This window comes from Rhodopila sp. (assembly GCF_965277165.1).
Lineage (GTDB): Bacteria > Pseudomonadota > Alphaproteobacteria > Acetobacterales > Acetobacteraceae > Rhodopila.
Genome location: NZ_CBDICE010000006.1, coordinates 2123780 through 2144593 on the forward strand (window position 1 = coordinate 2123780; position 20814 = coordinate 2144593).

20 protein-coding genes are annotated in these 20814 nt (G+C 65.8%); 10 read left to right on the forward strand and 10 right to left on the reverse strand.

Features of this window, described 5'->3' with window-relative positions; all coding sequences use genetic code 11:
* Window positions 1-133 precede the first annotated feature (133 nt).
* A complete protein-coding gene (locus ACQY4Y_RS21970) occupies window positions 134-310 on the reverse strand; it encodes a hypothetical protein (RefSeq protein ID WP_428492700.1) in 177 nt (58 codons plus the stop codon).
* Here ACQY4Y_RS21970 and ACQY4Y_RS21975 point away from each other — a divergent pair.
* The 5 genes from ACQY4Y_RS21975 (at window position 310) to ACQY4Y_RS21995 (ending at window position 4364) form a co-directional block, all read left to right on the forward strand.
* The gene (locus ACQY4Y_RS21975; protein ID WP_428492701.1) at window positions 310-699 is read left to right on the forward strand and encodes a TetR/AcrR family transcriptional regulator; all 390 of its coding nucleotides are present in this window, start codon (window positions 310-312) and stop codon (window positions 697-699) included. The two genes, ACQY4Y_RS21970 and ACQY4Y_RS21975, sit on opposite strands and share 1 nt — an antisense overlap.
* Before the next feature lie 35 nt (window positions 700-734).
* Window positions 735-1001 (forward strand): hypothetical protein, encoded by a 267-nt coding sequence (locus tag ACQY4Y_RS21980; protein WP_428492702.1) that lies wholly within the window; start codon window positions 735-737, stop codon window positions 999-1001.
* A 213-nt stretch (window positions 1002-1214) separates the two neighbouring features.
* A complete protein-coding gene (locus tag ACQY4Y_RS21985) occupies window positions 1215-1580 on the forward strand; it encodes a dienelactone hydrolase family protein (RefSeq protein WP_428492703.1) in 366 nt (121 codons plus the stop codon).
* 46 nt (window positions 1581-1626) lie between these two features.
* On the forward strand, window positions 1627-2607 hold the full coding sequence (locus ACQY4Y_RS21990; RefSeq protein ID WP_428492704.1) for a D-2-hydroxyacid dehydrogenase: 981 nt from the start codon (window positions 1627-1629) through the stop codon (window positions 2605-2607).
* Complete coding sequence (locus ACQY4Y_RS21995; protein ID WP_428492705.1) at window positions 2607-4364, forward strand: monovalent cation:proton antiporter-2 (CPA2) family protein; 1758 nt, start codon at window positions 2607-2609, stop codon at window positions 4362-4364. Before ACQY4Y_RS21990 ends, ACQY4Y_RS21995 begins: the two co-directional genes overlap by 1 nt.
* A 53-nt stretch (window positions 4365-4417) precedes the next feature.
* On the opposite strand, the gene ACQY4Y_RS22000 is transcribed toward ACQY4Y_RS21995, so the two are convergent.
* The 7 genes from ACQY4Y_RS22000 to ACQY4Y_RS22030 form a co-directional block, all read right to left on the reverse strand.
* Window positions 4418-5722 (reverse strand): hypothetical protein, encoded by a 1305-nt coding sequence (locus ACQY4Y_RS22000; RefSeq protein ID WP_428492706.1) that lies wholly within the window; start codon window positions 5720-5722, stop codon window positions 4418-4420.
* Entirely contained in the window at window positions 5707-6132 is a 426-nt protein-coding gene (locus ACQY4Y_RS22005) for a hypothetical protein (RefSeq protein ID WP_428492707.1), read from the reverse strand. Before ACQY4Y_RS22005 ends, ACQY4Y_RS22000 begins: the two co-directional genes overlap by 16 nt.
* Before the next feature lie 63 nt (window positions 6133-6195).
* On the reverse strand, window positions 6196-8028 hold the full coding sequence (gene typA, locus ACQY4Y_RS22010) for a translational GTPase TypA (protein ID WP_428492708.1): 1833 nt from the start codon (window positions 8026-8028) through the stop codon (window positions 6196-6198).
* A 286-nt stretch (window positions 8029-8314) separates the two neighbouring features.
* On the reverse strand, window positions 8315-8908 hold the full coding sequence (uraD, locus tag ACQY4Y_RS22015; RefSeq protein WP_428492709.1) for a 2-oxo-4-hydroxy-4-carboxy-5-ureidoimidazoline decarboxylase: 594 nt from the start codon (window positions 8906-8908) through the stop codon (window positions 8315-8317).
* A gap of 43 nt (window positions 8909-8951) precedes the next feature.
* The gene (uraH, locus tag ACQY4Y_RS22020; RefSeq protein ID WP_428493695.1) at window positions 8952-9344 is read right to left on the reverse strand and encodes a hydroxyisourate hydrolase; all 393 of its coding nucleotides are present in this window, start codon (window positions 9342-9344) and stop codon (window positions 8952-8954) included.
* A gap of 220 nt (window positions 9345-9564) precedes the next feature.
* Window positions 9565-11043, reverse strand: coding sequence for an NCS1 family nucleobase:cation symporter-1 (locus ACQY4Y_RS22025; protein WP_428492710.1), 1479 nt, complete (start codon window positions 11041-11043; stop codon window positions 9565-9567).
* Window positions 11044-11205: 162 nt separating this feature from the next.
* Window positions 11206-12585, reverse strand: a complete 1380-nt coding sequence (locus tag ACQY4Y_RS22030; protein WP_428492711.1) for an NRAMP family divalent metal transporter — start codon at window positions 12583-12585, stop codon at window positions 11206-11208.
* A gap of 133 nt (window positions 12586-12718) precedes the next feature.
* On the opposite strand from ACQY4Y_RS22030, the gene cysS reads away from it, so the two are divergent.
* Both cysS and ACQY4Y_RS22040 read left to right on the forward strand, forming a co-directional pair.
* Entirely contained in the window at window positions 12719-14206 is a 1488-nt protein-coding gene (cysS, locus tag ACQY4Y_RS22035; RefSeq protein WP_428492712.1) for a cysteine--tRNA ligase, read from the forward strand.
* 16 nt (window positions 14207-14222) lie between these two features.
* Window positions 14223-15035 (forward strand): RNA methyltransferase, encoded by an 813-nt coding sequence (locus tag ACQY4Y_RS22040; RefSeq protein WP_428492713.1) that lies wholly within the window; start codon window positions 14223-14225, stop codon window positions 15033-15035.
* 345 nt (window positions 15036-15380) lie between these two features.
* On the opposite strand, the gene ACQY4Y_RS22045 is transcribed toward ACQY4Y_RS22040, so the two are convergent.
* Window positions 15381-15638: an Lrp/AsnC ligand binding domain-containing protein gene (locus ACQY4Y_RS22045; RefSeq protein ID WP_428492714.1), complete on the reverse strand. Its 258-nt coding sequence runs from the start codon at window positions 15636-15638 to the stop codon at window positions 15381-15383.
* A gap of 205 nt (window positions 15639-15843) precedes the next feature.
* On the opposite strand from ACQY4Y_RS22045, the gene ACQY4Y_RS22050 reads away from it, so the two are divergent.
* From ACQY4Y_RS22050 to ACQY4Y_RS22060, 3 genes are read left to right on the forward strand one after another with little or no spacing between them, the layout of a single operon-like run.
* Complete coding sequence (locus ACQY4Y_RS22050; RefSeq protein WP_428492715.1) at window positions 15844-16671, forward strand: formate/nitrite transporter family protein; 828 nt, start codon at window positions 15844-15846, stop codon at window positions 16669-16671.
* A gap of 4 nt (window positions 16672-16675) precedes the next feature.
* Entirely contained in the window at window positions 16676-18508 is a 1833-nt protein-coding gene (locus tag ACQY4Y_RS22055) for a NirA family protein (RefSeq protein ID WP_428492716.1), read from the forward strand.
* 40 nt (window positions 18509-18548) lie between these two features.
* Window positions 18549-20123 carry a sulfite reductase subunit alpha gene (locus tag ACQY4Y_RS22060; protein ID WP_428492717.1) on the forward strand — a complete coding sequence of 525 codons (1575 nt, stop codon included), beginning with the start codon at window positions 18549-18551 and terminating at the stop codon, window positions 20121-20123.
* A 167-nt stretch (window positions 20124-20290) separates the two neighbouring features.
* On the opposite strand, the gene ACQY4Y_RS22065 is transcribed toward ACQY4Y_RS22060, so the two are convergent.
* Window positions 20291-20782 (reverse strand): Spy/CpxP family protein refolding chaperone, encoded by a 492-nt coding sequence (locus ACQY4Y_RS22065; RefSeq protein ID WP_428492718.1) that lies wholly within the window; start codon window positions 20780-20782, stop codon window positions 20291-20293.
* Window positions 20783-20814: the final 32 nt, after the last annotated feature.

Genomic DNA, 20814 nt, shown 5'->3' on the forward strand with positions numbered 1-20814 from the left:
GATCGGTTCCGGCTGATGCCATCGTAGCGGGCGAGTCACGTCCGAGGTTCGTCAACCTCACGCCACCGGGTTTGCGACAGCAACACCTCAGCGCGATCATGACGTCGAGAGCGAAGACTATATTCGGCGAATCTTAGAACGCGCAGCCCATTTCCCGGGTTTTCATCCGCAGGATTCGGGTCTCGGCAAAGAGATAATCGCATTTGATACGTAATTGGTCGTCGACAACCAGAAAGCCGATACCGTTCGAGACGACCTCACCGCTGCCGCGCCGCACCATATCCCAGCGAAACTTTATGACCTCTGGCAATGATTGAATTGCCGTGGGCGGGCGGAAAACGTACCCCTTCTACAGGTGGCCCTGAGACTCGTCGCCGTGGCCGGCCGCCGCAGTACAACCCAGACCAGGCGCTCGACAAAGCCGCGGAAGCATTTTGGAAAAGTGGTTACGCCGGCACGTCGCTCGACGATCTGGCAGCCGCTACAGGAATGAACAGGCCCAGTCTTTACGGAGCGTTTGGTGACAAGCGCGCGATATATCTCATGACCCTCGAGCGCTGCCGTGACGCGTCCCGCGCAAAGGCGAAGGCACTACTTACCGATGAGCCGTCGTTGCGGGTCTATCTCGAGCGTTTTTACGACGCGGCGCTCGAGATCTACTTAGCGGGGGCTGATGGGGCGCGAGAGTCTACTCGATAGGCACGGCGGCGACCCAGGCGGGGGTCGACCCGCTCGTGCGAGAATTTCTCGCGGGCAGTATCCGTAGCACGGATGAATTCCTTGCGGACCTCATTGGCAAGGCGCGTCAACGGGGAGAGGTATCACCGCAGACCGACGCCACTGCACTCGCGCAACTCGCCACCGCGACTCTGCACACGCTGGCCGTGCGCTCGCGGGCTGGGCTGACGCGACGAGAACTCAACGCGATTGCGGCGGCAGCGATCAATGTGATCTGTGGGCAGCATCCGCAGACCAAGCGACGCGGTAATCGGTGGCGATGAGCCACCAACGCACCGCGGCTGGGACAACGGGCGGCGCGATCTTCGGACGTCTCGAAAGCGCCTTTCGAAATCGCATCGGCACCGTCCGTAGTGCGGCGGCGATCAAAGCGCCATTCTATCGCTGAACGCAGGATTAGAACGCGATGAACAGGCGGATCTCCGCTTTGGCTGTTCTGGCGGTGCTGGTGCTGGCTGCCTGCGCCCGCGGTCTGGGTGACCCAGGCGTTGTATCAGCGACAATATCCCGGACTGCTCAAAGCCTCGGTTGATTCCTATGGCGCATGCCGCAATCCCTGGACCCATGGCACCGTGCCGCTGCTGGCGCTCGCGGGCGAGGCGGACGATTGGGGACGACCGGCGCTGACCTGCGCCACTTTTGCGCGGAAAATGCGCCCCGATCAGCCATTCGAGCTATACACCTGCCCCAACGTGGTGCACGGCTTCGAGAATCCGGGACTGGCCACGCTCCGGCGGAACGAGGGCCACGCCGTGCTGTATGATCCGGCGGCGGCCGAGGACAGTTTTCGGCACGTCCGAGCCTTCCTGTCGCGATGGCTGGGGCGGCCGGCCGCCGGATGATCAGAACGGCATCGCCATCGGCACCGGGTCATGGCACGCTCATACCATGCGCATCCATCTGCAGAGTCCCGACAACGAGCCGCTGTTTGAGTTCTCGCGCGCGATGTGGGAGGCGGCGGTGGCGCGGGCGCCCGACGTTGCGGCTGGGCATGAGGTTTCGATCGGGACAACGCCGGCTGATTTCGTCGCGGCGATGCGCGAGGCCGAGGCGCTGGTGACCGATGCCAGCGTGATCGCGGCGCACTTCCCCTGCCCCGCGCCGCGCCTGCGACTGATATTCCTGACCAACGCCGGGCTGGACCGGCTGGCGCCATTTGACTGGCTGCCGCCGGGGGTCGCGCTGCTGAACAACCGCGGCGCTCATGCGGCGAAGTCGGGCGAGTTCGCCATCATGGCGGTGTTGATGCTGGCCAACCGGGTACCCGCGATGGTGACCCACCAGCGGCAAGGGGTGTGGCGTAAATTATGGGGCTCGGTGCTGAAGGGGCGGCGGCTGACGGTGGTCGGCCTCGGCACCCTGGGTGGCGCGACGGCGGAGCAGGCGGCCCGGTTCGGCATGCTTGTGACCGGGGTGCGCGCCCGTCCCCGGCCGCATCCGGCCTGCGCGCAAGTGGTCGGCCTGGAGGCGATCGATGATGTGCTGGCGGAGACCGAGTTCCTGGTGCTGGCCTGTCCGCTGACCGCCGCGACGCGTGGGTTGATGAGCCGCCGGCGGCTGGAGTGCCTGCCGTCGGGCGCCGGGGTGCTGAACATCGGCCGTGGCGAGCTGATCGATCAGGCGGCACTGTGCGACCTGCTGGATCAGGAACATCTGTCCGGGGCGGTGCTGGACGTATTCGTGCCGGAGCCGATCGCAGCCGGGCACCGGCTGTGGGCGACGCGCAACCTGGTGATCAGTCCGCACACCGCGGCGGATGATCCGGCGACCTACAATCCGCAAAGTCTGGATATTTTCCTGGACAACCTGCGGGCCTGGCGGGATGGGTTGCCGTTGCCTAATCGTTTTGACATCGCGCGCGGCTACTGATGCTGGCGACCCTGGTTGCGCTGCTGGCGGCGGCGACCATCGCGGTGCCGCTGACCCGCCGGGTTGGGCTGGGCAGCGTGCTTGGCTATCTGGTGGCCGGGGTGGTGATCGGGCCGTCCGGTCTGGGTCTGGTGCGCGGCGTGCAGCAGATCAGCGATATCGCATCGTTGGGCGTGGTGATGCTGCTGTTCCTGATCGGGCTGGAACTGCGGCCGAAACGGTTATGGGTGATGCGGCGGGCGGTGTTCGCGCTGGGGTCGTCGCAGGTGGTGCTGAGCGCGGCGGTGCTGGCGGTGCTGGCGCACGCGCTGGCGATCCCATGGGCTGGGGCGGTGGTGCTGGGGGCGGGGTTGGCGATGTCGTCCACCGCGATCGTGCTGCCTATGCTGGCCGAGGCCGACCTGTTGCAGAGCCGAGCCGGACGCGATGGGTTCGCGGTGCTGCTGTTTCAGGATCTGGCGTTCATTCCGCTGGTCGCGCTGGTGCCGCTGGCGGCTCAGCACAGCTTGCCGAACCATGTGCCGTGGCAGGATGTGGCGCGGGCCGTGTTGGCGGTGGCGGTGATCCTGGTCGGCGGCCGGTTTGCCGTTCCGGCATTGATCCGAGCGCTGGGGGGTGCTCGGATTCAGGAGGTTTTTACTACGGCGTCGCTGCTGATCGTGGCCGGGACCGCCTATATCGCCAGCCTGGCCGGGCTGTCGATGTCGCTGGGGGCGTTCATGGCGGGCGTTTTGCTCTCGGAGTCGGAGTATCGGCACGAGTTGCAGGCCGATATCGCGCCGTTCGAGGGGCTGTTGCTGGGGTTCTTCTTCATCTCGGTGGGGATGTCGGCGGATCTGGGCTTGGCGTTGGCGCACCCTGCCCTGCTGGCGGCGGCGGCTTGTGGGTTGCTGGTGGCGAAGATCGTGGTTGGTTTCGGGCTGGCGCGGCTGGCTGGGCAGAATGTCGCCGATGGGCTGCGGTTCAGCCTGGCGCTGCCGCAGGCGAGTGAGTTCAGCTTCGTGCTGTTCGGGGTCGCGGTGGATGTGGGGGCGCTGGCCTCCGACAACGCGGCGCTGGCAACGTTGGTGGCGGCGGTGTCGATGGCGGCGACGCCGGTGTTGTTTGCGTTGTCGGAGCGGTTCGTGATTCCTCGGCTGGAGGCGGAGCCGGGGCCGGATTACGACACCATCGAGGCGGCGAGCGCGCCGGTGATCATCTGCGGGTTTGGGCGGTTCGGCCAGATCATCGGGCGGGTGCTGCGGATGCATGGCATCGCGTTTACCGCGCTGGAGCGGGACCTGGGCCAGGTGGACGTGATCCGGCGGTTCGGCAGCAAGGTTTACTTTGGCGATCCGACCCGGGTCGAGTTGTTGCGTTCGGCGGGGGCGGAGCAGGCCAGGCTGCTGGTGGTGGTGCTGGATCACCCTGACGATGTGTTGCGGGTGGTGGAGGTGGCGCGGCGGAGCTTTCCGCAGTTGAAGATCCTGGCGCGGGCGCGCAACCGCTATCACGCGCATCGGCTGATCGATCGCGGGGTGGATGGGCTGGTGCGGGAGCTGTTTTACTCCAGCTTGAAGATGGCGGAGGATTCGTTGCTGGCGTTGGGGGTTTCGGCCGCGGACGCCGAGCGGTCGGTGGCGTTGTTTCGGGCGCATGACGAGCAGAACTTGCTGGATGCGCATGCGATTTATCGGGATGAGAAGCAGTTGATCCAGAGTGCGCAGCAGGCGGCGGAGGAGCTGACGGCGTTGTTCGAGGCGGATCAGGGGAGGTAGGGGGGAACCATCGCCGGACGTATTTCCATCCCAGGATGTCAATCCGTCGGGCGCTACGCGGCTACGAGATCCTCGTCGAGTTCTTCGCGCTCCAGCCGGCGGTGGTTTACCAGCAAGGTGCGGATAGTGAGTTCCGAAACCTGAAACTGTTCCGCGACGTCTTGCTGAGCCTCACCCGAATAGTCGCCCGCCAGCATCTGATCGACGACCTCGAATGGGCTGAGCAGCTCAGCGGCGAAGGAGCGTTGCATCTTCTGGCGGTAGGTGTAGGCGCGGGTAGCGGCGTGCAGACGGCCTTGCGGCGACGCGACGATCCGCTCGCCCAGAAGTCTTGCGAGCTCGAACCGGCGTCCGGTCGGCCACCGTGAGCGCAGTACTATGCGGCTCTGGGTCTCGTTATGGTCGAGCGCGAACGAAATGCGTGGGCCGTGCCGGGTGTCGGTCAACGCCCCGGCCGTTGTGCCGGCCAATTCTGCTAGCCGTTTGTTGTCGATCGGCCCATCCCCAAGCCCGTTGCGTTCACGCGCTGCTCGGGCCGCATCGGCTCCAAGCTGCCATGCCTTGACGTCACGTGGGAGCGGCAGGCCACCAGGCGCAAGGCGTATGGCGTCTCGCGGCGACGCGTCAAAGCCGTTGATGTTGGCAAGCTGACGCAAGTCATCGGCGGCCAACAAACCGCCGCCTTGGGCGCGGTCTGCCGCAAGCTCCTCGACCGCCCGTTCCCCAAAAAGTTGGGCGTCGTGGATTAGCCGCTCAATGATTGTTGCGTCTGACTCGTCTGGCTCGCAACCCAACAATGCCTCAAGCTTTCGTCGTCGGGCCGCGTCTCGGTCCCGGCGTTCGGTTCCCAGTTCGGACCAAAGCCGTTGCAGGTTGGTGTTCTGGACACTCTCTGCCTGGAGCTGGCCCAGAACCTGGTTGGCAAATTGGTCCACGGCGTTCTCGAACACCGGCGACGGCATGATGACGGACCGGTCGCTGATATAGCGGAATGCGGTCTCCGCACGGTCGGTGGTTGGCCTGGCGATCAACGCCGTCCAATCGCCGTCAGAGATAATGGTGATATTCGGCCAGACGTAACCCTCACCAATGGTCGCCATTCGATGGGCGAAGGCCCAATCCGGTGCCCTGGACCTCGGTTCCCAGCGCAGGCGCCACCAGTTCCACGCAAACCACTCGGCCAGATGGTAGGCGGATAGCAACGGCGCGGAGCGAACCCGGTTGACGTAGCTGTCGTGCCCTTCGGTCATCCAGTGATTGTTGCCAAGGACGCCCAGAGCAGCGAAGCAGGCACGCTCTTCGAGCGGCCCCTCGTCTAACCTCTCCCAGTCCGCGGTGATGATCAGCGAGGATTGCATCGTCTCTTCCATTCCTTAAAGATTAAGGTTCGAAAGTCATCCTCCTCTTCCAAGCGATATCCGTGATAGCCGTAAGTGTCGACCACTGCTTCGTATACTTCGTTGTTGGTGTCCACAGTCCAGACATATTTTGGTTTGTCAACATCCTGAAAGTCGCTGAAAAGGCCGTTTAGCACGCCTTGGCGAAAAAGTTCCGACGCTTCAGCCTTCAAGATGACCTGCTTGCCGTCGCAAAGCGACTTCCAGGCGCGCGGGTTTATAGGCGGGTTGAACCCGTAGTCGGCGGCGCGGCGCTTGTGGAGTGCGCTTCCCGTGTAAGCGAGTCGAGCCGCGAGCGCTTGTCGACCAGCCGGATCAAGCCGATCCGGTGAAGCGAGACGACGCTTTGGGTTGCTGCTCTGTCGGCGCATTAAGGATCCTTTTAGCCAACACTCCTCGCGGACTATTAAATCCAGAGCAGCCGATCTCGCGTTTCACGCTGCCGCGTCGGCGTCCACCTTGCGTTCGAAGCGCTTGCGCTCGTGCGGGTCGAGGTAGCGCTTGCGCAGGCGGATGGCGGCGGGGGTGACTTCGACGAATTCGTCGTCCTCGACGTAGGCGATGGCCTGTTCCAGGCTCATTTTGCGTGGCGGGATCAGCAGCATGGCGTCGTCCTTGCCGGCGGCGCGGATGTTGGTCAGCTTCTTTTCCTTGATCGGGTTCACTTCCAGATCGGATTCGCGCGAATGCTCGCCGAGGATCATGCCCTGGTAGACCTTCTCGCCGGGGGAGACGAACATGGTGCCGCGTTCCTGGATATACCACAGCGAGTAGTGGACGGCCTCGCCGGCTTCGGTGGAGATCAAGGACCCGGCGCGGCGGCCCTCGATGGTGCCTTTCCAGGGGCCGTAGCCGGCGAACAGGCGGTTCATGATCCCGGTGCCGCGGGTGTCGGTGAGGAACTCGCCGTGGTAGCCGATCAGGCCGCGGCTGGGGATGGCGAAGGTCATCCGCACCTTGCCGCCGCCGGAGGGGCGCATGTCGCGCATGTCGCCCTTGCGGCGGCTGAGTTTCTCCACCACCACGCCGGTGTAGGGGTCGTCGACGTCGACCAGGACCTCCTCCATCGGTTCCTCGCGGTCGCCGGTTTCGGGGTTCTTGCGGGTCAGCACGCGGGGGCGGCCGATGGTGAGTTCGAAGCCCTCGCGGCGCATCTGCTCGATCAGCACGCCGAGTTGCAGTTCGCCGCGGCCGGCGACCTCGAAGGCGTCGGTTTCGTTGGAGTCGGTGACGCGGATGGCGACGTTGCCCTCGGCCTCGCGGAACAGCCTTTCCCGAATTTGGCGGGAGGTGACCTTCTTGCCCTCGCGGCCGGCCAGCGGGGAGTCGTTGATGCGGAAGGTCATCGCCAGGGTGGGCGGATCGACCGGGATGGCCTCGAGCGGGCCGGGCAAGTCGGGGGCGCCGATGGTGTCGGGGATGGTTCCTTCGGACAGGCCGGCGACGGCGATGATGTCGCCGGCCATGACCTCCTCCACCGGCACGCGGTCGAGGCCGCGGAACGACAGCAGCTTGGTCAGGCGGCCAGTTTCCACGACTGAGCCGTCGCGGCGCAGCACTTTCACCGGCATGTTGACGCGGGCGGTGCCCTGCTCGACCCGCCCGGTCAGCACGCGGCCGAGGAAGTTGTCGTATTCCAGGATGGAGGCGACCATGGCGAACGGCTGGTCGGGCTTGACCGTGGGCTGCGGCACGTGGCGCAGCACCAGGTCGAACAGCGGCGCCAGGTCGGTGCGCGGGCCGTCCAAGGTTTCGGTCGCCCAGCCGTTGCGGCCGGAGGCGTAGAGCATGGGAAAGTCGAGCTGGCTGTCGGAGGCGCCGAGGGCGGCGAACAGGTCGAAGATCTCGGTGTGGACCTCATCGGGGCGGGCGTCCTGGCGGTCCACCTTGTTGACCACGACGATCGGATGCAGGCCGCGCGCGAGCGCCTTGCCGACGACGAACTTGGTCTGCGGCAGCACACCCTCGGCGGCGTCGACCAGGACGATGGCGCCGTCGACCATGTTGAGGATGCGTTCGACCTCGCCGCCGAAATCGGCGTGGCCGGGGGTGTCGACGATGTTGATTCGGGTCTCGTGCCACACCACGGAGGCGCATTTGGCCAGGATGGTGATGCCGCGCTCCTTTTCCAGGTCGTTGCGGTCGAGCGCGCGTTCGGCGACCTGCTGGTGCTCGCGGAAGGCGCCGGACTGGCTGAGCAGCTTGTCCACCAGGGTGGTCTTACCGTGATCGACGTGGGCGATGATGGCGACGTTGCGGATCTGCATACGGTCCTGGCTTTGGGGTGAGGCTTTGGGATGGTGCGGCGCACACTTAGGCGGTAATCGAGGCGGATACGAGGGGAAAACGGGCCGTGAAGCGGGTTTCTGCCATGCTTCGGCCAAACGTAACATAGGGCACGGCCGGTTCAGGTTGAACCGATCGTGCCCTGCAACTCATTGTCCGCGGGGGCGAGGCACGCTTTGGGTGATGCCACCGCAAGCGATCGCGTTCTCGCCGCGGGTGGTGCGGCCGGCGGATGATGGGCGAGCCGGCACGATCCGGCGATGACCGCTATTTGGCGGTCAGCATCGCCGTCAGCCGCAGCCTGGTTATGGCATAAACGTTCTGCAGGTCGTTCTGGTATTCCGTCTGGGTGTCGTTTTTCAGCCGTTGGGCAAAGTCGAAGAAGATGCCCTCCTTGGTGTGCATGCGAACCGCGGTGATGAACGGGAAGCCGAATTTCTGCCTGTATGCCGCATTGAAGGCGGAGATCTTCTCCATCTCGGGCTTGGAGAGCGCATTGAGACCGGCGCTCGCCTGTTCCGAAACCGACGACGAAGTCATGGCGCCGGCCTGCGCTTGTTTGCCCGCCAGATCGGGATGGCTCTGCAGCAGAGCCAGTTGGCTGGGGAGCGGGGCGAACTTGACGACCTGTACCATTGCCGCGTGCATGGTGTCGACGCTGGCGAACGGCCGTTGCTCCCAGGCTTTATCGGCGACCCATGGGGAACGTTCGAATATGCCGCCGAACTTTTGCACGAAGCTGGGCCGGTCCATCGCATTGATGCTGGCCATGTCGATGTCTTGTGCGTGGGCGGTCAGCGCAGGGCCGGTCAAGATGGCGACGATCATTGCAAAGCCGGTGGCCGCGTGGCGCAGGGTCATCAAGGCTTCCTTTGTCTGACAGGATCCCGACGCGGCGGGAGGTTCAGCTTCCGCGATAGGTGGTGTAGGTCCACGGTGAGGCCAGCAACGGCACATGATAGTGCGAAGCGGCGTCGGCGATGCCGAACTGGATGACCGCCTTGTCGAGGAACGGTGGCTTCGGCAGCACGACGCCCTGCCTGGTAAAGTAGTCGGCGATGTGGAACGTCAACTGGTATTGGCCGACCTTCATGGTTTCAGGTGTCAACAGCGGCTCGGCGTTGCGACCATCGGCATTGGTGTGAACCGACTTGATCGGCTGGTAGGCGTCTGCATCGAGCACGGCGAAATCGATCAGCACGCCTTCGGCTGGTTTGCCCGCGACGACGTCGAGCATGTGAGTCGTTAGGCCGGGAGACGACGCAGCGCGGCCTCGTCGCGGGACTATCGGAAACATCAGCAGCAAGGCGCCGCCGCCAAGCAATTTCCTTCGGTCGAGTAGCGTTTGGCGGTCGACTGGCGTTTGGCGGTCGATTAGCGTTTGGCGGTCGACTGGCGCTTGGCGGTCGAGTAGCGTTTGGCGGTCGACTGGCGTTTGGCGGTCGAGTAGCGTTTGGCGGTCGACTGGCCTTTGGTGCTCGACTGGCATCTGGCTGGTTCCTGGCTTGGGGTTTCGGTCAAACGCCGGCCCGGGCGGCCATCAAGCGGGCTTGCGGCTGGGACAGCGCGCGATAGATCGTGGCGCTCACGGTGGCGCCAATCAGCCATCCCCAATCGCCGACATTGAACATCACGCCGTAGGCCCCGAGCAGCGCCAGGCCAATCGAGATGGCGCCGGAAACGGTGAGCGCGATCAGCGCTTTCTGGTTCCAACCGCCGTCGAAATGGTAGCTCGCCTGAGGCGCCATCGAGTACAGGTCGTCAACCGTCACGGTCTGTCGTTTCACCAGATAATAATCGGCGATCATGATCCCGAACATCGGCCCAAGCACGGAGCCAAAGATGCTGACGAACAGGGTGATCGCCGAGGGGTTGGCGACGAACAGCCAGGGGCACACCAGCACGGACAGGATGGAGGTGATCAGACCGCCCATCCTGAAGCTGATATGTTGGGGGCGGAGGTTCGAGATGTCGTAGGCCGGGGATACGAAATTGGCCACGATGTTGATGCCCATGGTGGCAACGATGAAGGTGATCGATCCGACGATGGCGACGATCGGGCTGCCGATCTTCTGCACGATCAGGATCGGGTCCATGATCGCCTGGCCGAATACTTTCAGTGTCCCGGCGGTGACGATCACGGTGATGATCGAGAACACCAGGAAGTTGACCGGGAGCCCGAGGAAGTTGCCCATTTTCATGGCGGCCTGGTCTTTGCCGAAGCGAGCGAAGTCGCCGAAATTGAGCAACAGCGCCGAGAAATAGGCGACGATCAGCATCGCCGCGTTGGCCATCACGCCGAACGTTGCGGTATCGGAGGAGGCCGGCGGGCTGAGCTGCAGCGAGAGGCTGGAGAATCCGGTCTGCCACAGGATCCAGATCGCCAGGGCGAACATGACGACGTAGACCACCGGGCCGCAGAAATCGATGAAACGTCGGATGCGCTCCATGCCGCTCATGAAGATGACCAGTTGGAAGCTCCACATGAACAGGAAGCTGAACCACGCCAGGGTGGACAGCCCGACGATGCTGTTATGCGTCAGACTGACGGCGGACGGTGCGAGGGTGAGGATCAGGACCTGGACCGCTTTCGACGCGAAATAGGTCTGCACCCCGTACCAGACGATGCCGACCACGCCGCGGACCATGGCTGCGAGGTTGGCGCCCATTACGCCGAATGAGATACGGGCCACGACCGGGAATGGGATGCCATAGCGCAATGATGGGCGCCCGATCAGGTTCATCAGGAAATAGACGGCGGTGATGCCCACCAGCATCGAAATAAGCACCTGCCATCCGGTCAGCCCGAGGAAGAACAGGCTGGCGGCGAAGGTGTAGCCGCCGATCGAGTGGACGTCGGACATCCACATGGCGAACAGGCTGAACACGCCCCAGGTGCGGCCCTCGGGGGCCGTCGGCGCCAGGTCGTGGTTGTACAGTCGTGGGTGGGCGCCAGTGATGACGAGGGTCGGGACTGGGCCGGATTCCGATGCCATTGCAGCCTCCACGGGTCATTGGCCATGTAGTGGCGGAATTTGAGAGCAGCCAGGCAAGCAGCGACGTTAAGCTACTTGCACGCAATAACCAGGCCATCGATTCGACCCGGCGGGTCGCCATGGCGGACCGCTACGACCCCCGGGCCTGGGGACTTATCAGCGTTACAGCGGGCTTGCCCCCGACAGGCCGCCGACCAGTCCGAGCGCGCAGGTCACCGCGGCGATTATGACGATGAGGCAAAGATAAGGTCCGCGCAGCCGGTGAGCCTCGGGCAGTGCCTTGATCGCCAGCGCGATCAGGAAGCCAAGCACCAGCGGCAGCATCAGGGCGTTCACCACCTGCACCGCGACGTTGAGCGACACAAGGTTGGGCCAGAGGGCCACGAACAGTGCTCCGGCGATGACGCAGAGTGCGTAGGTGACGCGGAACCAATGCGTTTTCAGCGGGTCGGCGGCGGCCGAGGGGCGGTTGCCGATGACCTCATTGAGGCCCCAGGCGAAGGCCAGTGAGACCACGATCGCGGCCACCATGGCGGCGCCCAGTACGCCGAGTCCGAACACCAGGTTGCCGACCCGCGTGCCCAGGACCGGGGTCAGCGCCTGGGCCATCTGGCCGACGCTGGACAGGGTCGGGTGGGCGTCGGCGCGGCCGATGGTGGCGGCGCATGCGATCAGCACCGCGGCCATGATCGCCTGGGTCAGCAGCGCTCCGATCGCGGTATCCCAGCGGGCGGCGGCCAGGTGCTGGGGACCGAGCCGTTTTTGTGCAATCGCGGACTGCTGGTAGAACACCATCCAGGGCATGATGACGGAGCCGATGTTGGCTGCCGCCAGGTAGCGGTAGTCGGGGTCTCGGAGCGGGATATCGATCGCGCCCGCCAACAGCGCGGCGCCGTTGGGGTGCGCTGCCCAGGCCACGAAAAAGAACGCCAGTTCGAACAGGCCGACGGCGATGGCGAACAATTCCGCGCGGCGGTATGTGCCGGTGAAGGTGACAGCCAGCAGGGCGATGGCGGCGATCGGCAGCGAGGCGAAGCGGGGCAGCCCGTAAAGCTGGCCGACGCCGGCGACGCCAGAGAACTCGGTCAGCAGCGCGCCCGCGCTGGCGATGGTCAGGGCGAGCGCGGCGACCCAGGCGCAGAGCGGGCCGAAGGTGTCGCGGATCAGCTCGCCGTGGCCGCGGCCGGTGAAGATCGCCAGGCGCACGGTGAGTTCCTGCGCCATGTAGAGGATCGGCACCAGCAGCAGTTGCAGCGCGAGCAGGCGGTAGCCCCAGCGCACGCCGCTCTGGCCGGCGGTGATGACGCTGCCCACTTCGCTGTCGGCCAGCATGACAACGAGACCGGAGCCGAACACGGTGAGGAAGCGGCCCAAAGGGGTTTGGGTTAGCGGGCGGGTCGAGGGATCTGTTCGGGGGTGGGCGCGGGGCGCCCCCCGAAGCGGTTCCTGGAGCGGTGCCTGGAGCGGTTCGGGGGGCGGTTTTGTGGGCGGCTGCGGGGGCGGCGCGCGGGATGGTTCGGCGGGCTTGTCGGTTGCGGGCATGGCGAAATGGTCTCATTTGGGTCGGTGGGCTGCGGAGTCGATTGGCGCCGGTGCCAAATCGCGTTGCGTTGGCGGTGGCTTTCGCGGACAAAGCCAGCGTCGATCCAAGCCAGTATCGATGATGGACCCGCCAATGCCCGAGTTTTATCTGCACAACAGCCTGACGCGTCGCAAAGAGCGGTTTGAACCGGCCGATCCGGCCAACGTGCGGATCTATGTCTGTGGCCCGACGGTGTACGACCTGGTGCATCTGGGCAATGCCAGGGCGGTGGTGGTGTATGATGTCGCGGTCAGGCTGCTGCGGCTGCTGTATCCACATGTGACGTATGTCCGCAACATCACCGACGTGGACGACAAGATCAACGCCCGGGCGCGGCGGACCGGCGAGGCGATCAGTGCGATCACCGCGCGCACCACGGCGGATTTCCATGCCGACATGGCGGCGCTCGGGGCGCTGGAGCCGGATCATGAGCCCAGGGCGACGGCGCATGTTGGCGAGATGATCATGATCATCCAGCGACTGATCGAGTCCGGTCATGCCTATGCGGCCGAGGGGCATGTGCTGTTCGCGGTGGCGTCCGATCCCAGCTATGGCAGGCTGTCGGGACGCAGCCCGGACGAGCTGGTGGCCGGGGCCAGGGTGGATGTGGCGCCGTACAAGCGTGATGCGGGTGATTTCGTGTTGTGGAAGCCGTCCTCGGACGAGCTGCCGGGCTGGGAGTCGCCATGGGGGCGTGGTCGGCCGGGTTGGCATATCGAGTGCAGCGCAATGTCGTGGAAATACCTGGGTGAGAGCTTCGACATTCATGGCGGCGGCAGCGATCTGATCTTTCCGCACCATGAGAACGAGATGGCGCAGAGCTTGTGCGCATTCCCCGGCAGTCATTTCGCGCGTTACTGGATGCACAACGGCATGCTGCAGCTGAGCGGCGAGAAGATGGCCAAGAGCGTGGGCAATTTCTTCACCGTGCGCGACATTCTGGGCAATGCGCGGGGCGAGGTGATTCGGCTTTTGCTGCTGCGCACGCATTACCGCTCGGTGCTGGATTTTTCCGATCAGGGCCTGGCCGAGGCGAGGCGCGAGCTGGATCGTTTCTATCGCGCGTTGGAGCGGGTTGACGGCTGGGGCGCGGATGCGGGTCGCGGTACCGAGTCCCCTGCCCCGCGGTCCGGCGGGTCCGGTGGCGCGGCGGCTTGCGCTGCCGTCCCGCCGCCGGTTTTGGAAGCGTTGTGCGACGACCTGAACACGCCGTTAGCACTGTCGGCGATGCATGCCTTGGCGGATGCGGCGATGGCCGGCGACGTTGTTGCGGGGTCGGGATTGCGGGCCTCGGGCGCGGTGCTGGGGCTGTTGCAGCAAACGCCTGACGCTTGGTTCGGCCGCGAGATCACTGTCGGCGACGGAGCGCCCACAGCGGGGGCCACCTTCACGATCGTCACCAGTTCCGGTAACTCGCCGGCCATTGAAGCCGCCGCCATCAAAGCAGCCATTGCTGAACGCCTCGATGCACGCAAGGCTCGGGATTGGGTGCGGGCCGATGCGATCCGCGCCGAGCTGGCGGCCAAGGGCATCGTGCTGGAGGACGGCGCGAAGGGCACCACATGGCGGCGCGCCGACTGATGACGGGGCGCGGCCGATGACGGGGCGCGATGGGGGGGCCGATCTGGCGCCGATCGGCAACAGCCCGGTGGTGATCCTGGTGCGGCCGCAACTGGCCGACAATGTCGGTGCCTGCGCCCGGGCGATGGCGAATGGCGGGCTGTTTCATCTGCGGCTGGTTGCTCCGCGCGACGGGTGGCCGCAACAGGCCGCGTGGCGCACGGCCTCGGGCGCGGACCGAGTCCTGGATGCGGCGACGGTGCATCCAAGCGTGGCCGAGGCGACTGCCGACCTACATCGCGTGCTGGCCACCTGCCCCCGCCCGCGCCATATCGTCAAGCCGGTGCTGACCGCCAGGGGGGCGGCGGCGGAACTGCGCGAGGTCGCGGTGCGGGGGTTGCGCGCCGGGGTGTTGTTCGGACCGGAGCGCGCCGGGCTGGACAACGACGACATGGCGGCGGCGGACGCGCTGGTGCGGTTTCCGCTGAACCCGGCGTTCCTGTCGCTGAACCTGGCGCAGGCGGTGATGGTGATGGCGTACGAGTGGTGGATGGCGGCCGACGCAACGCCACCGCGCCGGCTGATGACCAACGAGACCGCGGTAGCGACGAAGGGGCGGCTGGACAATTTCCTGGCGCATCTGGTGGACCAGTTGGACGCTTGCGGGTTCCTGCGGAATGTGGCGAAGCGGCCGGGGATGGTGCGCAACCTGCGCCACCTGTTCCAGCGCGGCGAGGTGACGGAGCAGGAGTTGCGCACGCTACACGGGGTGGTGACCGAACTGGCGATCGGGCGCCGACGGCGGGGGCGGCTGGAGGTGGAGGAGGAGGTTACGGAGGAGGGAGTTTGAGGGGCCGGCGGTGAACCTGGGGTCAGTGGACCGGAGGTGGCGGATCGTGCCGCAGGTTGCGGTGCCCCGCGATGCCGCCGCTGCTTGCTGGTACATTGGAGGATCACCTGATCGGTGAGCGGGGGAGGTGATTTTTGGCCGCGCCGCGGAGCAGGTTGTGGAATTTGTCGTGGTGGGCTCGCCCGGCTGGGTCGTCGGCCCGCCGGGGCCTGGTCGCTTACTTGTCAGTAACAAACCATCGGGGAGAGGCTGAATTGGTTTTCAATCTTTCACCCGAAGCCGAGGCGCTGCGCCGGTCCCAGCCGGGGTAAGGAGATAGTAATCCGCTACAGGCCTTTGGCGCCGCTAACGGCTCTTCGCGCCGCCGAATGCGTTGAACGTGATCAAAGTGTAGGTGTCCCTCACCCCAGGCAGCGTCTGGATCCTCTGGGTCACGAACAGCCCGGTGTCCTGGTCTGCGTCGAGGTAAAATTTTCCGAGCAGGTCGTATTGTCCGGACGTGGAGAACAGCTCCGACATCTCGGCGATCGTGTCGGCAGCGGCCTGCGCGGTACGGTATGCCTGCCCCATTTCGCATTTGATCTGCACAAAGATCGCTCGCATCACCGCCCCCTGGCTGCCGGACCAAGGTTCGCGACACCCTGACCAAAGGCCGAGTCTATCAGCAGATCCGGTCGCGGGATACCAGGTTCGGCACCAGGTTTGGCATGTGGGGGGCCGGTTTCAGCCGCTTCGATCGGCAAGCCGTGGCTTCCAGCGGCACGAATTTTGCTGTTTGCCGGGCACGAGACCGCCAAGAGAGGCCGGCATGGATGCTTTGAAACCCGCCGCTGTCGTCGACGCCATGATTGCGGCCGGCGCGCTGAAAGCGGAGCTTGGGGTGGGCGATCTGCTGATCCGGGGCGCGCTCTCGGGCGGTTTGCTGGGCATCGCCACCAGTATGGCGCTGGGGGCGGCGGTGCAGACCGGGCAGTTGCTGGTGGGCGCGCTGATCTTCCCGGTGGGTTTCGTCATGATCGTGCTGCTGGGGCTGGAATTGGTCACCGGCAGCTTCGCGCTGCTGCCGATGGCGGTGATGGCGGGGCGGGCAAAACCGGGGCAAATGCTGTCGAATTGGTCATGGGTGCTGCTGGGCAACCTGATCGGCAGCGTGGTCTACGGCGTGCTGTTCGTGATTGCCGCGACCGATGCCTGGCAGATCGCTCCGGCCGGCGTCGCCCTACGGCTGCGCCAGGTCGCTGAGGCGAAGACCATCGGCTACGCGAAGTTCGGGGCGGCCGGCATGCTGACCGTGTTCGTCAAGGCGATGCTGTGCAACTGGATGGTCTGCATGGGCGTGGTGATGGGGCTGTGCTCGAGCTCGGTGATCGGGCGGATCGCGGCGGCTTGGATGCCGATCCTGGTGTTTTTCGCGCAAGGGTTCGAGCATACGGTCGTCAACATGTTCGTCATTCCCGCCGGCATGATGATGGGCGCCAAGGTATCGGTCTCGGACTGGGTGCTGTGGAACCTGATCCCGGTGACGATCGGCAACCTGGTGGGCGGGTTTGGCTTTGTCGCGCTGGCGCTGTTCGCCACGTTTGTACCCAAGACCGCCGGACGCGCCGCGGTTGTGGCGCAATCCGCCGAAGGCTGAGCCGATGTCGGGCGAGGCAACGGGATTTTCCGTCGAGCAGCAGGAATACCTGAAGGGTTTCATGACCGGGGTGGAAGCGCGGCGCGCGGCGTTCGGGCTGCCGGTCGGTCCGGCCGGCGGCGGCGGCGGCGGAGCTGATCCGAACGACCTGCAGCGCGCGGCGCAAGATCGCTGCGTGGCCGGCGGCGGCAAGCTGGTCGCCGAGGAACAAGCGAAGCGCAACAAGCCGCCGCTGGGCCGTTTCGATGAGGTTACGGAACTGGCCAGGGCGGGGCAGTTTCCCAAAGGGACCGATGTATTCCTGACCAAGTATTTCGGGCTGTTCCAGGTGGCTCCGGCACAGAACGGCTTCATGTGCCGATTGCGGATCGTGGGCGGTATCATCACCGCGGCACAGCTGCGCGGCGTTGCGCAGATTGCCGAGGACCTGGCCGGCGGGTACGCCGACATCACCACGCGGGCCAATCTGCAGTTGCGCGAGATCGGCGCCGAGGGGCCGCCCGAGGTGCTGATGCGGCTGGCCGAGATCGGCCTGACGTCGCGCGGGTCGGGGGCCGACAATATCCGCAACATCACCGGCAGCCCGACCGCCGGGATCGACCCGGGGGAACTGATCGACACCCGCCCGCAGGCGCGTGCGTTGCATCACTTCATCCTGCATCATCCCGAGCTTTATGGACTGCCACGCAAGTTCAACATCGCCTTCGATGGCGGCGGGCGAGTGGCGGTGCTGCAGGACACCAACGATGTCGGGTTCACCGCGGTGCGGGTGGCCGAGGGGTTCGGGGTGCCTGGCGGGGTGTATTGGCGGCTCGATCTGGGCGGCATCACCGGGCATCGCGACTTTGCCCGCGATACCGGCGTGCTGGTCGAGCCGGAGGCGACGATCCCGGTGGCGAATGCGGTGTTGCGGGTGTTCATCGCCGAGGGCGATCGCACCGACCGGCACAAGGCGCGACTGAAATACGTGCTGGACCGGATCGGGCTGGAGGCGTTCCTGGGGCGGGTCGAGGCGGAGCTGGGCCAGACGCTTCGCCGGGTGGATGCTGCGGCGATCCTGCCCGGTTCGGCGCAGGACCGGTTGGGGCATGTCGGCGTCCACCCACAGAAACAACCCGGGCTGCACTATATCGGCGTGGTGTTCCCGGTCGGGCGGATCAGCGGCGAGCGGATGCGGGGGCTGGCGGCGATCGCGGAACGTTTCGGGTCGGCGGAACTGCGCCTTACGGTCTGGCAGAACCTGCTGATCCCCAATGTCGCCGAGGCCGACGTGGATGCGGCGGTGGCGGCGATCGAGGCGCTGGGACTGTCCACCCATGCATCGAGCCTGCGCGCCGGGCTGGTGGCCTGCACCGGCAATGTCGGGTGCAAGTTCGCCGCCAGCGACACCAAACGGCACGCCTCGGTGCTGGTGGATTACCTGGAGGCTCGGCTGGCGCTGGACAGCCCGATCAATATCCACCTGACCGGGTGTCCGAATTCCTGTGCCCAGCACTACATCGCCGATATCGGGCTGCTTGCCGCCAAGGTCGAGACCGCCAAGGTCGGGGCTGGCGGGGGCGGTCTTGAGGGCGCTCAGGATGAGGGCGATCAGGATGGGGAGATGATCGAGGGCTACGATCTGCATGTCGGCGGCAGCGCCGGGCCGCAGCAGGCGATCGGGCGGCTGATCCGTCCGGGTGTGGCGTTCGAGGACTTGCCGGCGATGGTGCTGGCGCTGCTTGACGCCTGGATGGCGACGCGGGCCGTCGGGGAGAGTTTCCAGGCCTGGTCGGGGGCTCGTGGCGACGACGAATTGCGGGCGATTGCTGAGACTCTGAAGGCGGAAGCCGCGTGACGGCTGGGCTTGCGGCAGGCCGGAGTGCGGTGGCGGGCGGGTGAACGCGATCAGTCCGCCGCTGCCGCTGATCCCGGAGAATGCGCCGTTCTCGGAGGCGCAACGCGCGTGGCTGAACGGCTTCCTGGCTGGGCTGTACGGCGGCGGCACCGGCGATGCGGCCGCGCCGGTGACGGAACCACCCGAGGAGGAGTTTCCCTGGCACGATCCGGCGCTGGAGATGGACGAGCGGCTGGGTTTGGCCGACGGCAGGCCGATCAAGCGCCGGCTGATGGCGGCGATGGCACAGTTGGATTGCGGCCAGTGTGGCTATCTGTGCCAGACCTATGCCGAAGCCTTGGCCGAGGGCCGGGAGACCACCACGACGCTGTGCGTGCCCGGCGCCAAGCCGACCGCGAGGAAGGTGAAGCAGTTGCTGGCCGAGGCGCCGGTGGTGGCTGCCGGCGCCAGTTCCGCCGCCTCTGGGGCAGCCATCGCGGGCGCTGCGGCGGGGGCGGCCAAGGCGGACCCCGAGGGCGTCGCGGTCCGCGTGCTGTCGGCTGATCCGCTGACCGAGCCGGACTCGGCCAAGGATGTGCGGCATGTGGTGATCGATCTGGCCGGTTCGGGGTTGAGTTACCTGCCGGGGGATTCGCTCAATCTGGCGGTGCGCAGCGATCCGATGCTGGTTGCCGACTCCATTGCCGCGCTGGGGGCGAGCGGGGAGGAACGCGTGGTCGGCATCGACGGCATCGAGCGAGGCTTGCGTGAGGCGCTTGGGGTTGCCGATATTGCTCGCCCGCTGGACCGGACCTTCGATCTGCTGGCCGGGGCGGCGACCTATCCAGGCCATGCCGCGGCACTGCGCCGGCTGGTGGATGGCGAGGACGACGCGGAGCCGGACTGTCCTGACCTGCTTGACCTGCTAGAGGCGTTTCCCTCGGCGCGCCCGAAGCTTGCGGACCTGGTACGGTCGCTGCCGATGCTGCGGCGGCGGCTGTATTCGATCGCCTCGTCGCCGCGGGCGCATGAAGGCGAGGTGCATCTGTGCGTCAGCGTGGTGCGGGACGTGCGGCGCGGGCGGGTGCGGCACGGGGTGGGCAGCGGGTTCCTGGGGCGGCACGCGATCGCGGCGGGGCCGATCCTGGCCAGCGTGCAGGAGAGTCACTTCCGGTTGCCGGCTGATCCGCGCACGCCGATCATCATGGTCGGGCCGGGCACCGGTATCGCGCCGTTCAGGGCGTTCCTGGCGGATCGCGCGGTGGGAGGCGTGCGCGGGCGGTCCTGGCTGTTCTTCGGGGATCAGCACAGGCGGACGGATTTCCTGTATGGCCCGGCGCTGCAGGGCTGGCTGGCGGACGGCACGTTGAGCCGGCTGGACCTGGCGTTTTCACGCGATCAGGGCGACAAGGTGTACGTGCAGAATCGGATGATCGAGCAGGCGGCGGATCTGTGGCGCTGGCTGCAGGATGGCGCGCATTTCTATGTCTGTGGCGACGCCATGCGGATGGCGCGCGACGTCGATGCGGCGTTGCGGCGGATCGCTTCGACCGAGGGCAAGCTGAGCGCCGACCAGGCGCGCGACTGGATCGTCGCGCTGGCCCGTCAGGGACGTTATTTGCGGGATATCTACTGATCAGGTTTCCGCTGATCAGGTTTTAGCGGGTGGCGCCCGGGGACCCGAGTATCGCGCGGCGGGGAAGTGCGATACGTCGCTGTTTGTTTGAGTATTCGATTCACGCGCCAAATCGCGGCCGCTTCGCGCCTCAGGCCTCTCTGCAATCGGATACTATCGGGTGATGGCTATTTTGGAGCTTGCTTGCGGGCCTCGGCGCGATCGGCATAGTGGCGGAACAGGTTGTCGGCGGCTTGCTTCTGGGAGTCCGACATGGCGTCGTACAAGGTCTGGAACGAGACCGACAGGTTTTGCACGCCCTGCGCGCGGGCCTGCACGATCTGGGCGAAGTTCTGCATGTTCTGTTCCGCCGACATGGTGGCGATGGATGCGCGCCGGTCCTTGTAGGCCTGGTCGGTCGAGGTTGCGTTATCACGCATCGTCTGGGCAAAGGCCTTCCATGCGGGTTCCTGCTGGGGAGTGATCTTCAGGCGGCGGTGCATCTGGGTGATCCGCTGGTCAACCTGGGATTCCTTGCTGGCGGGCCTGGCTGTGCCGGATGACGGGGCACGGGTTGCGGGGGCCGGCGTTTGGCTTGGCGCGGGCGTTTGGGCGGGCGTCTGCGCAAAGGCCGGAGTTGCCGCCAGCGACAGCGTGGCGAGCAGGGCGAAGGTTTTCACGGCGGTCTCCTTGTTCGAGCCGGGCTGACGTA

What these genes read in the sequence shown, in the direction of transcription:
- ACQY4Y_RS22025 (WP_428492710.1), bottom strand. Translation starts at nt 11,043, where the DNA reads ATGGCATCGGAATCCGGCCCAGTCCCGACCCTCGTCATCACTGGCGCC.
- uraH (WP_428493695.1), bottom strand. Translation starts at nt 9,344, where the DNA reads ATGTTTCCGATAGTCCCGCGACGAGGCCGCGCTGCGTCGTCTCCCGGC.
- ACQY4Y_RS21995 (WP_428492705.1), top strand. Translation starts at nt 2,607, where the DNA reads ATGCTGGCGACCCTGGTTGCGCTGCTGGCGGCGGCGACCATCGCGGTG.
- cysS (WP_428492712.1), top strand. Translation starts at nt 12,719, where the DNA reads ATGCCCGAGTTTTATCTGCACAACAGCCTGACGCGTCGCAAAGAGCGG.
- ACQY4Y_RS22040 (WP_428492713.1), top strand. Translation starts at nt 14,223, where the DNA reads ATGACGGGGCGCGATGGGGGGGCCGATCTGGCGCCGATCGGCAACAGC.
- ACQY4Y_RS22005 (WP_428492707.1), bottom strand. Translation starts at nt 6,132, where the DNA reads ATGCGCCGACAGAGCAGCAACCCAAAGCGTCGTCTCGCTTCACCGGAT.
- ACQY4Y_RS22000 (WP_428492706.1), bottom strand. Translation starts at nt 5,722, where the DNA reads ATGCAATCCTCGCTGATCATCACCGCGGACTGGGAGAGGTTAGACGAG.
- typA (WP_428492708.1), bottom strand. Translation starts at nt 8,028, where the DNA reads ATGCAGATCCGCAACGTCGCCATCATCGCCCACGTCGATCACGGTAAG.
- ACQY4Y_RS22030 (WP_428492711.1), bottom strand. Translation starts at nt 12,585, where the DNA reads ATGCCCGCAACCGACAAGCCCGCCGAACCATCCCGCGCGCCGCCCCCG.
- ACQY4Y_RS22045 (WP_428492714.1), bottom strand. Translation starts at nt 15,638, where the DNA reads ATGCGAGCGATCTTTGTGCAGATCAAATGCGAAATGGGGCAGGCATAC.
- uraD (WP_428492709.1), bottom strand. Translation starts at nt 8,908, where the DNA reads ATGACCCTGCGCCACGCGGCCACCGGCTTTGCAATGATCGTCGCCATC.
- ACQY4Y_RS22050 (WP_428492715.1), top strand. Translation starts at nt 15,844, where the DNA reads ATGGATGCTTTGAAACCCGCCGCTGTCGTCGACGCCATGATTGCGGCC.
- ACQY4Y_RS21990 (WP_428492704.1), top strand. Translation starts at nt 1,627, where the DNA reads ATGCGCATCCATCTGCAGAGTCCCGACAACGAGCCGCTGTTTGAGTTC.
- ACQY4Y_RS22055 (WP_428492716.1), top strand. Translation starts at nt 16,676, where the DNA reads ATGTCGGGCGAGGCAACGGGATTTTCCGTCGAGCAGCAGGAATACCTG.
- ACQY4Y_RS21975 (WP_428492701.1), top strand. Translation starts at nt 310, where the DNA reads ATGATTGAATTGCCGTGGGCGGGCGGAAAACGTACCCCTTCTACAGGT.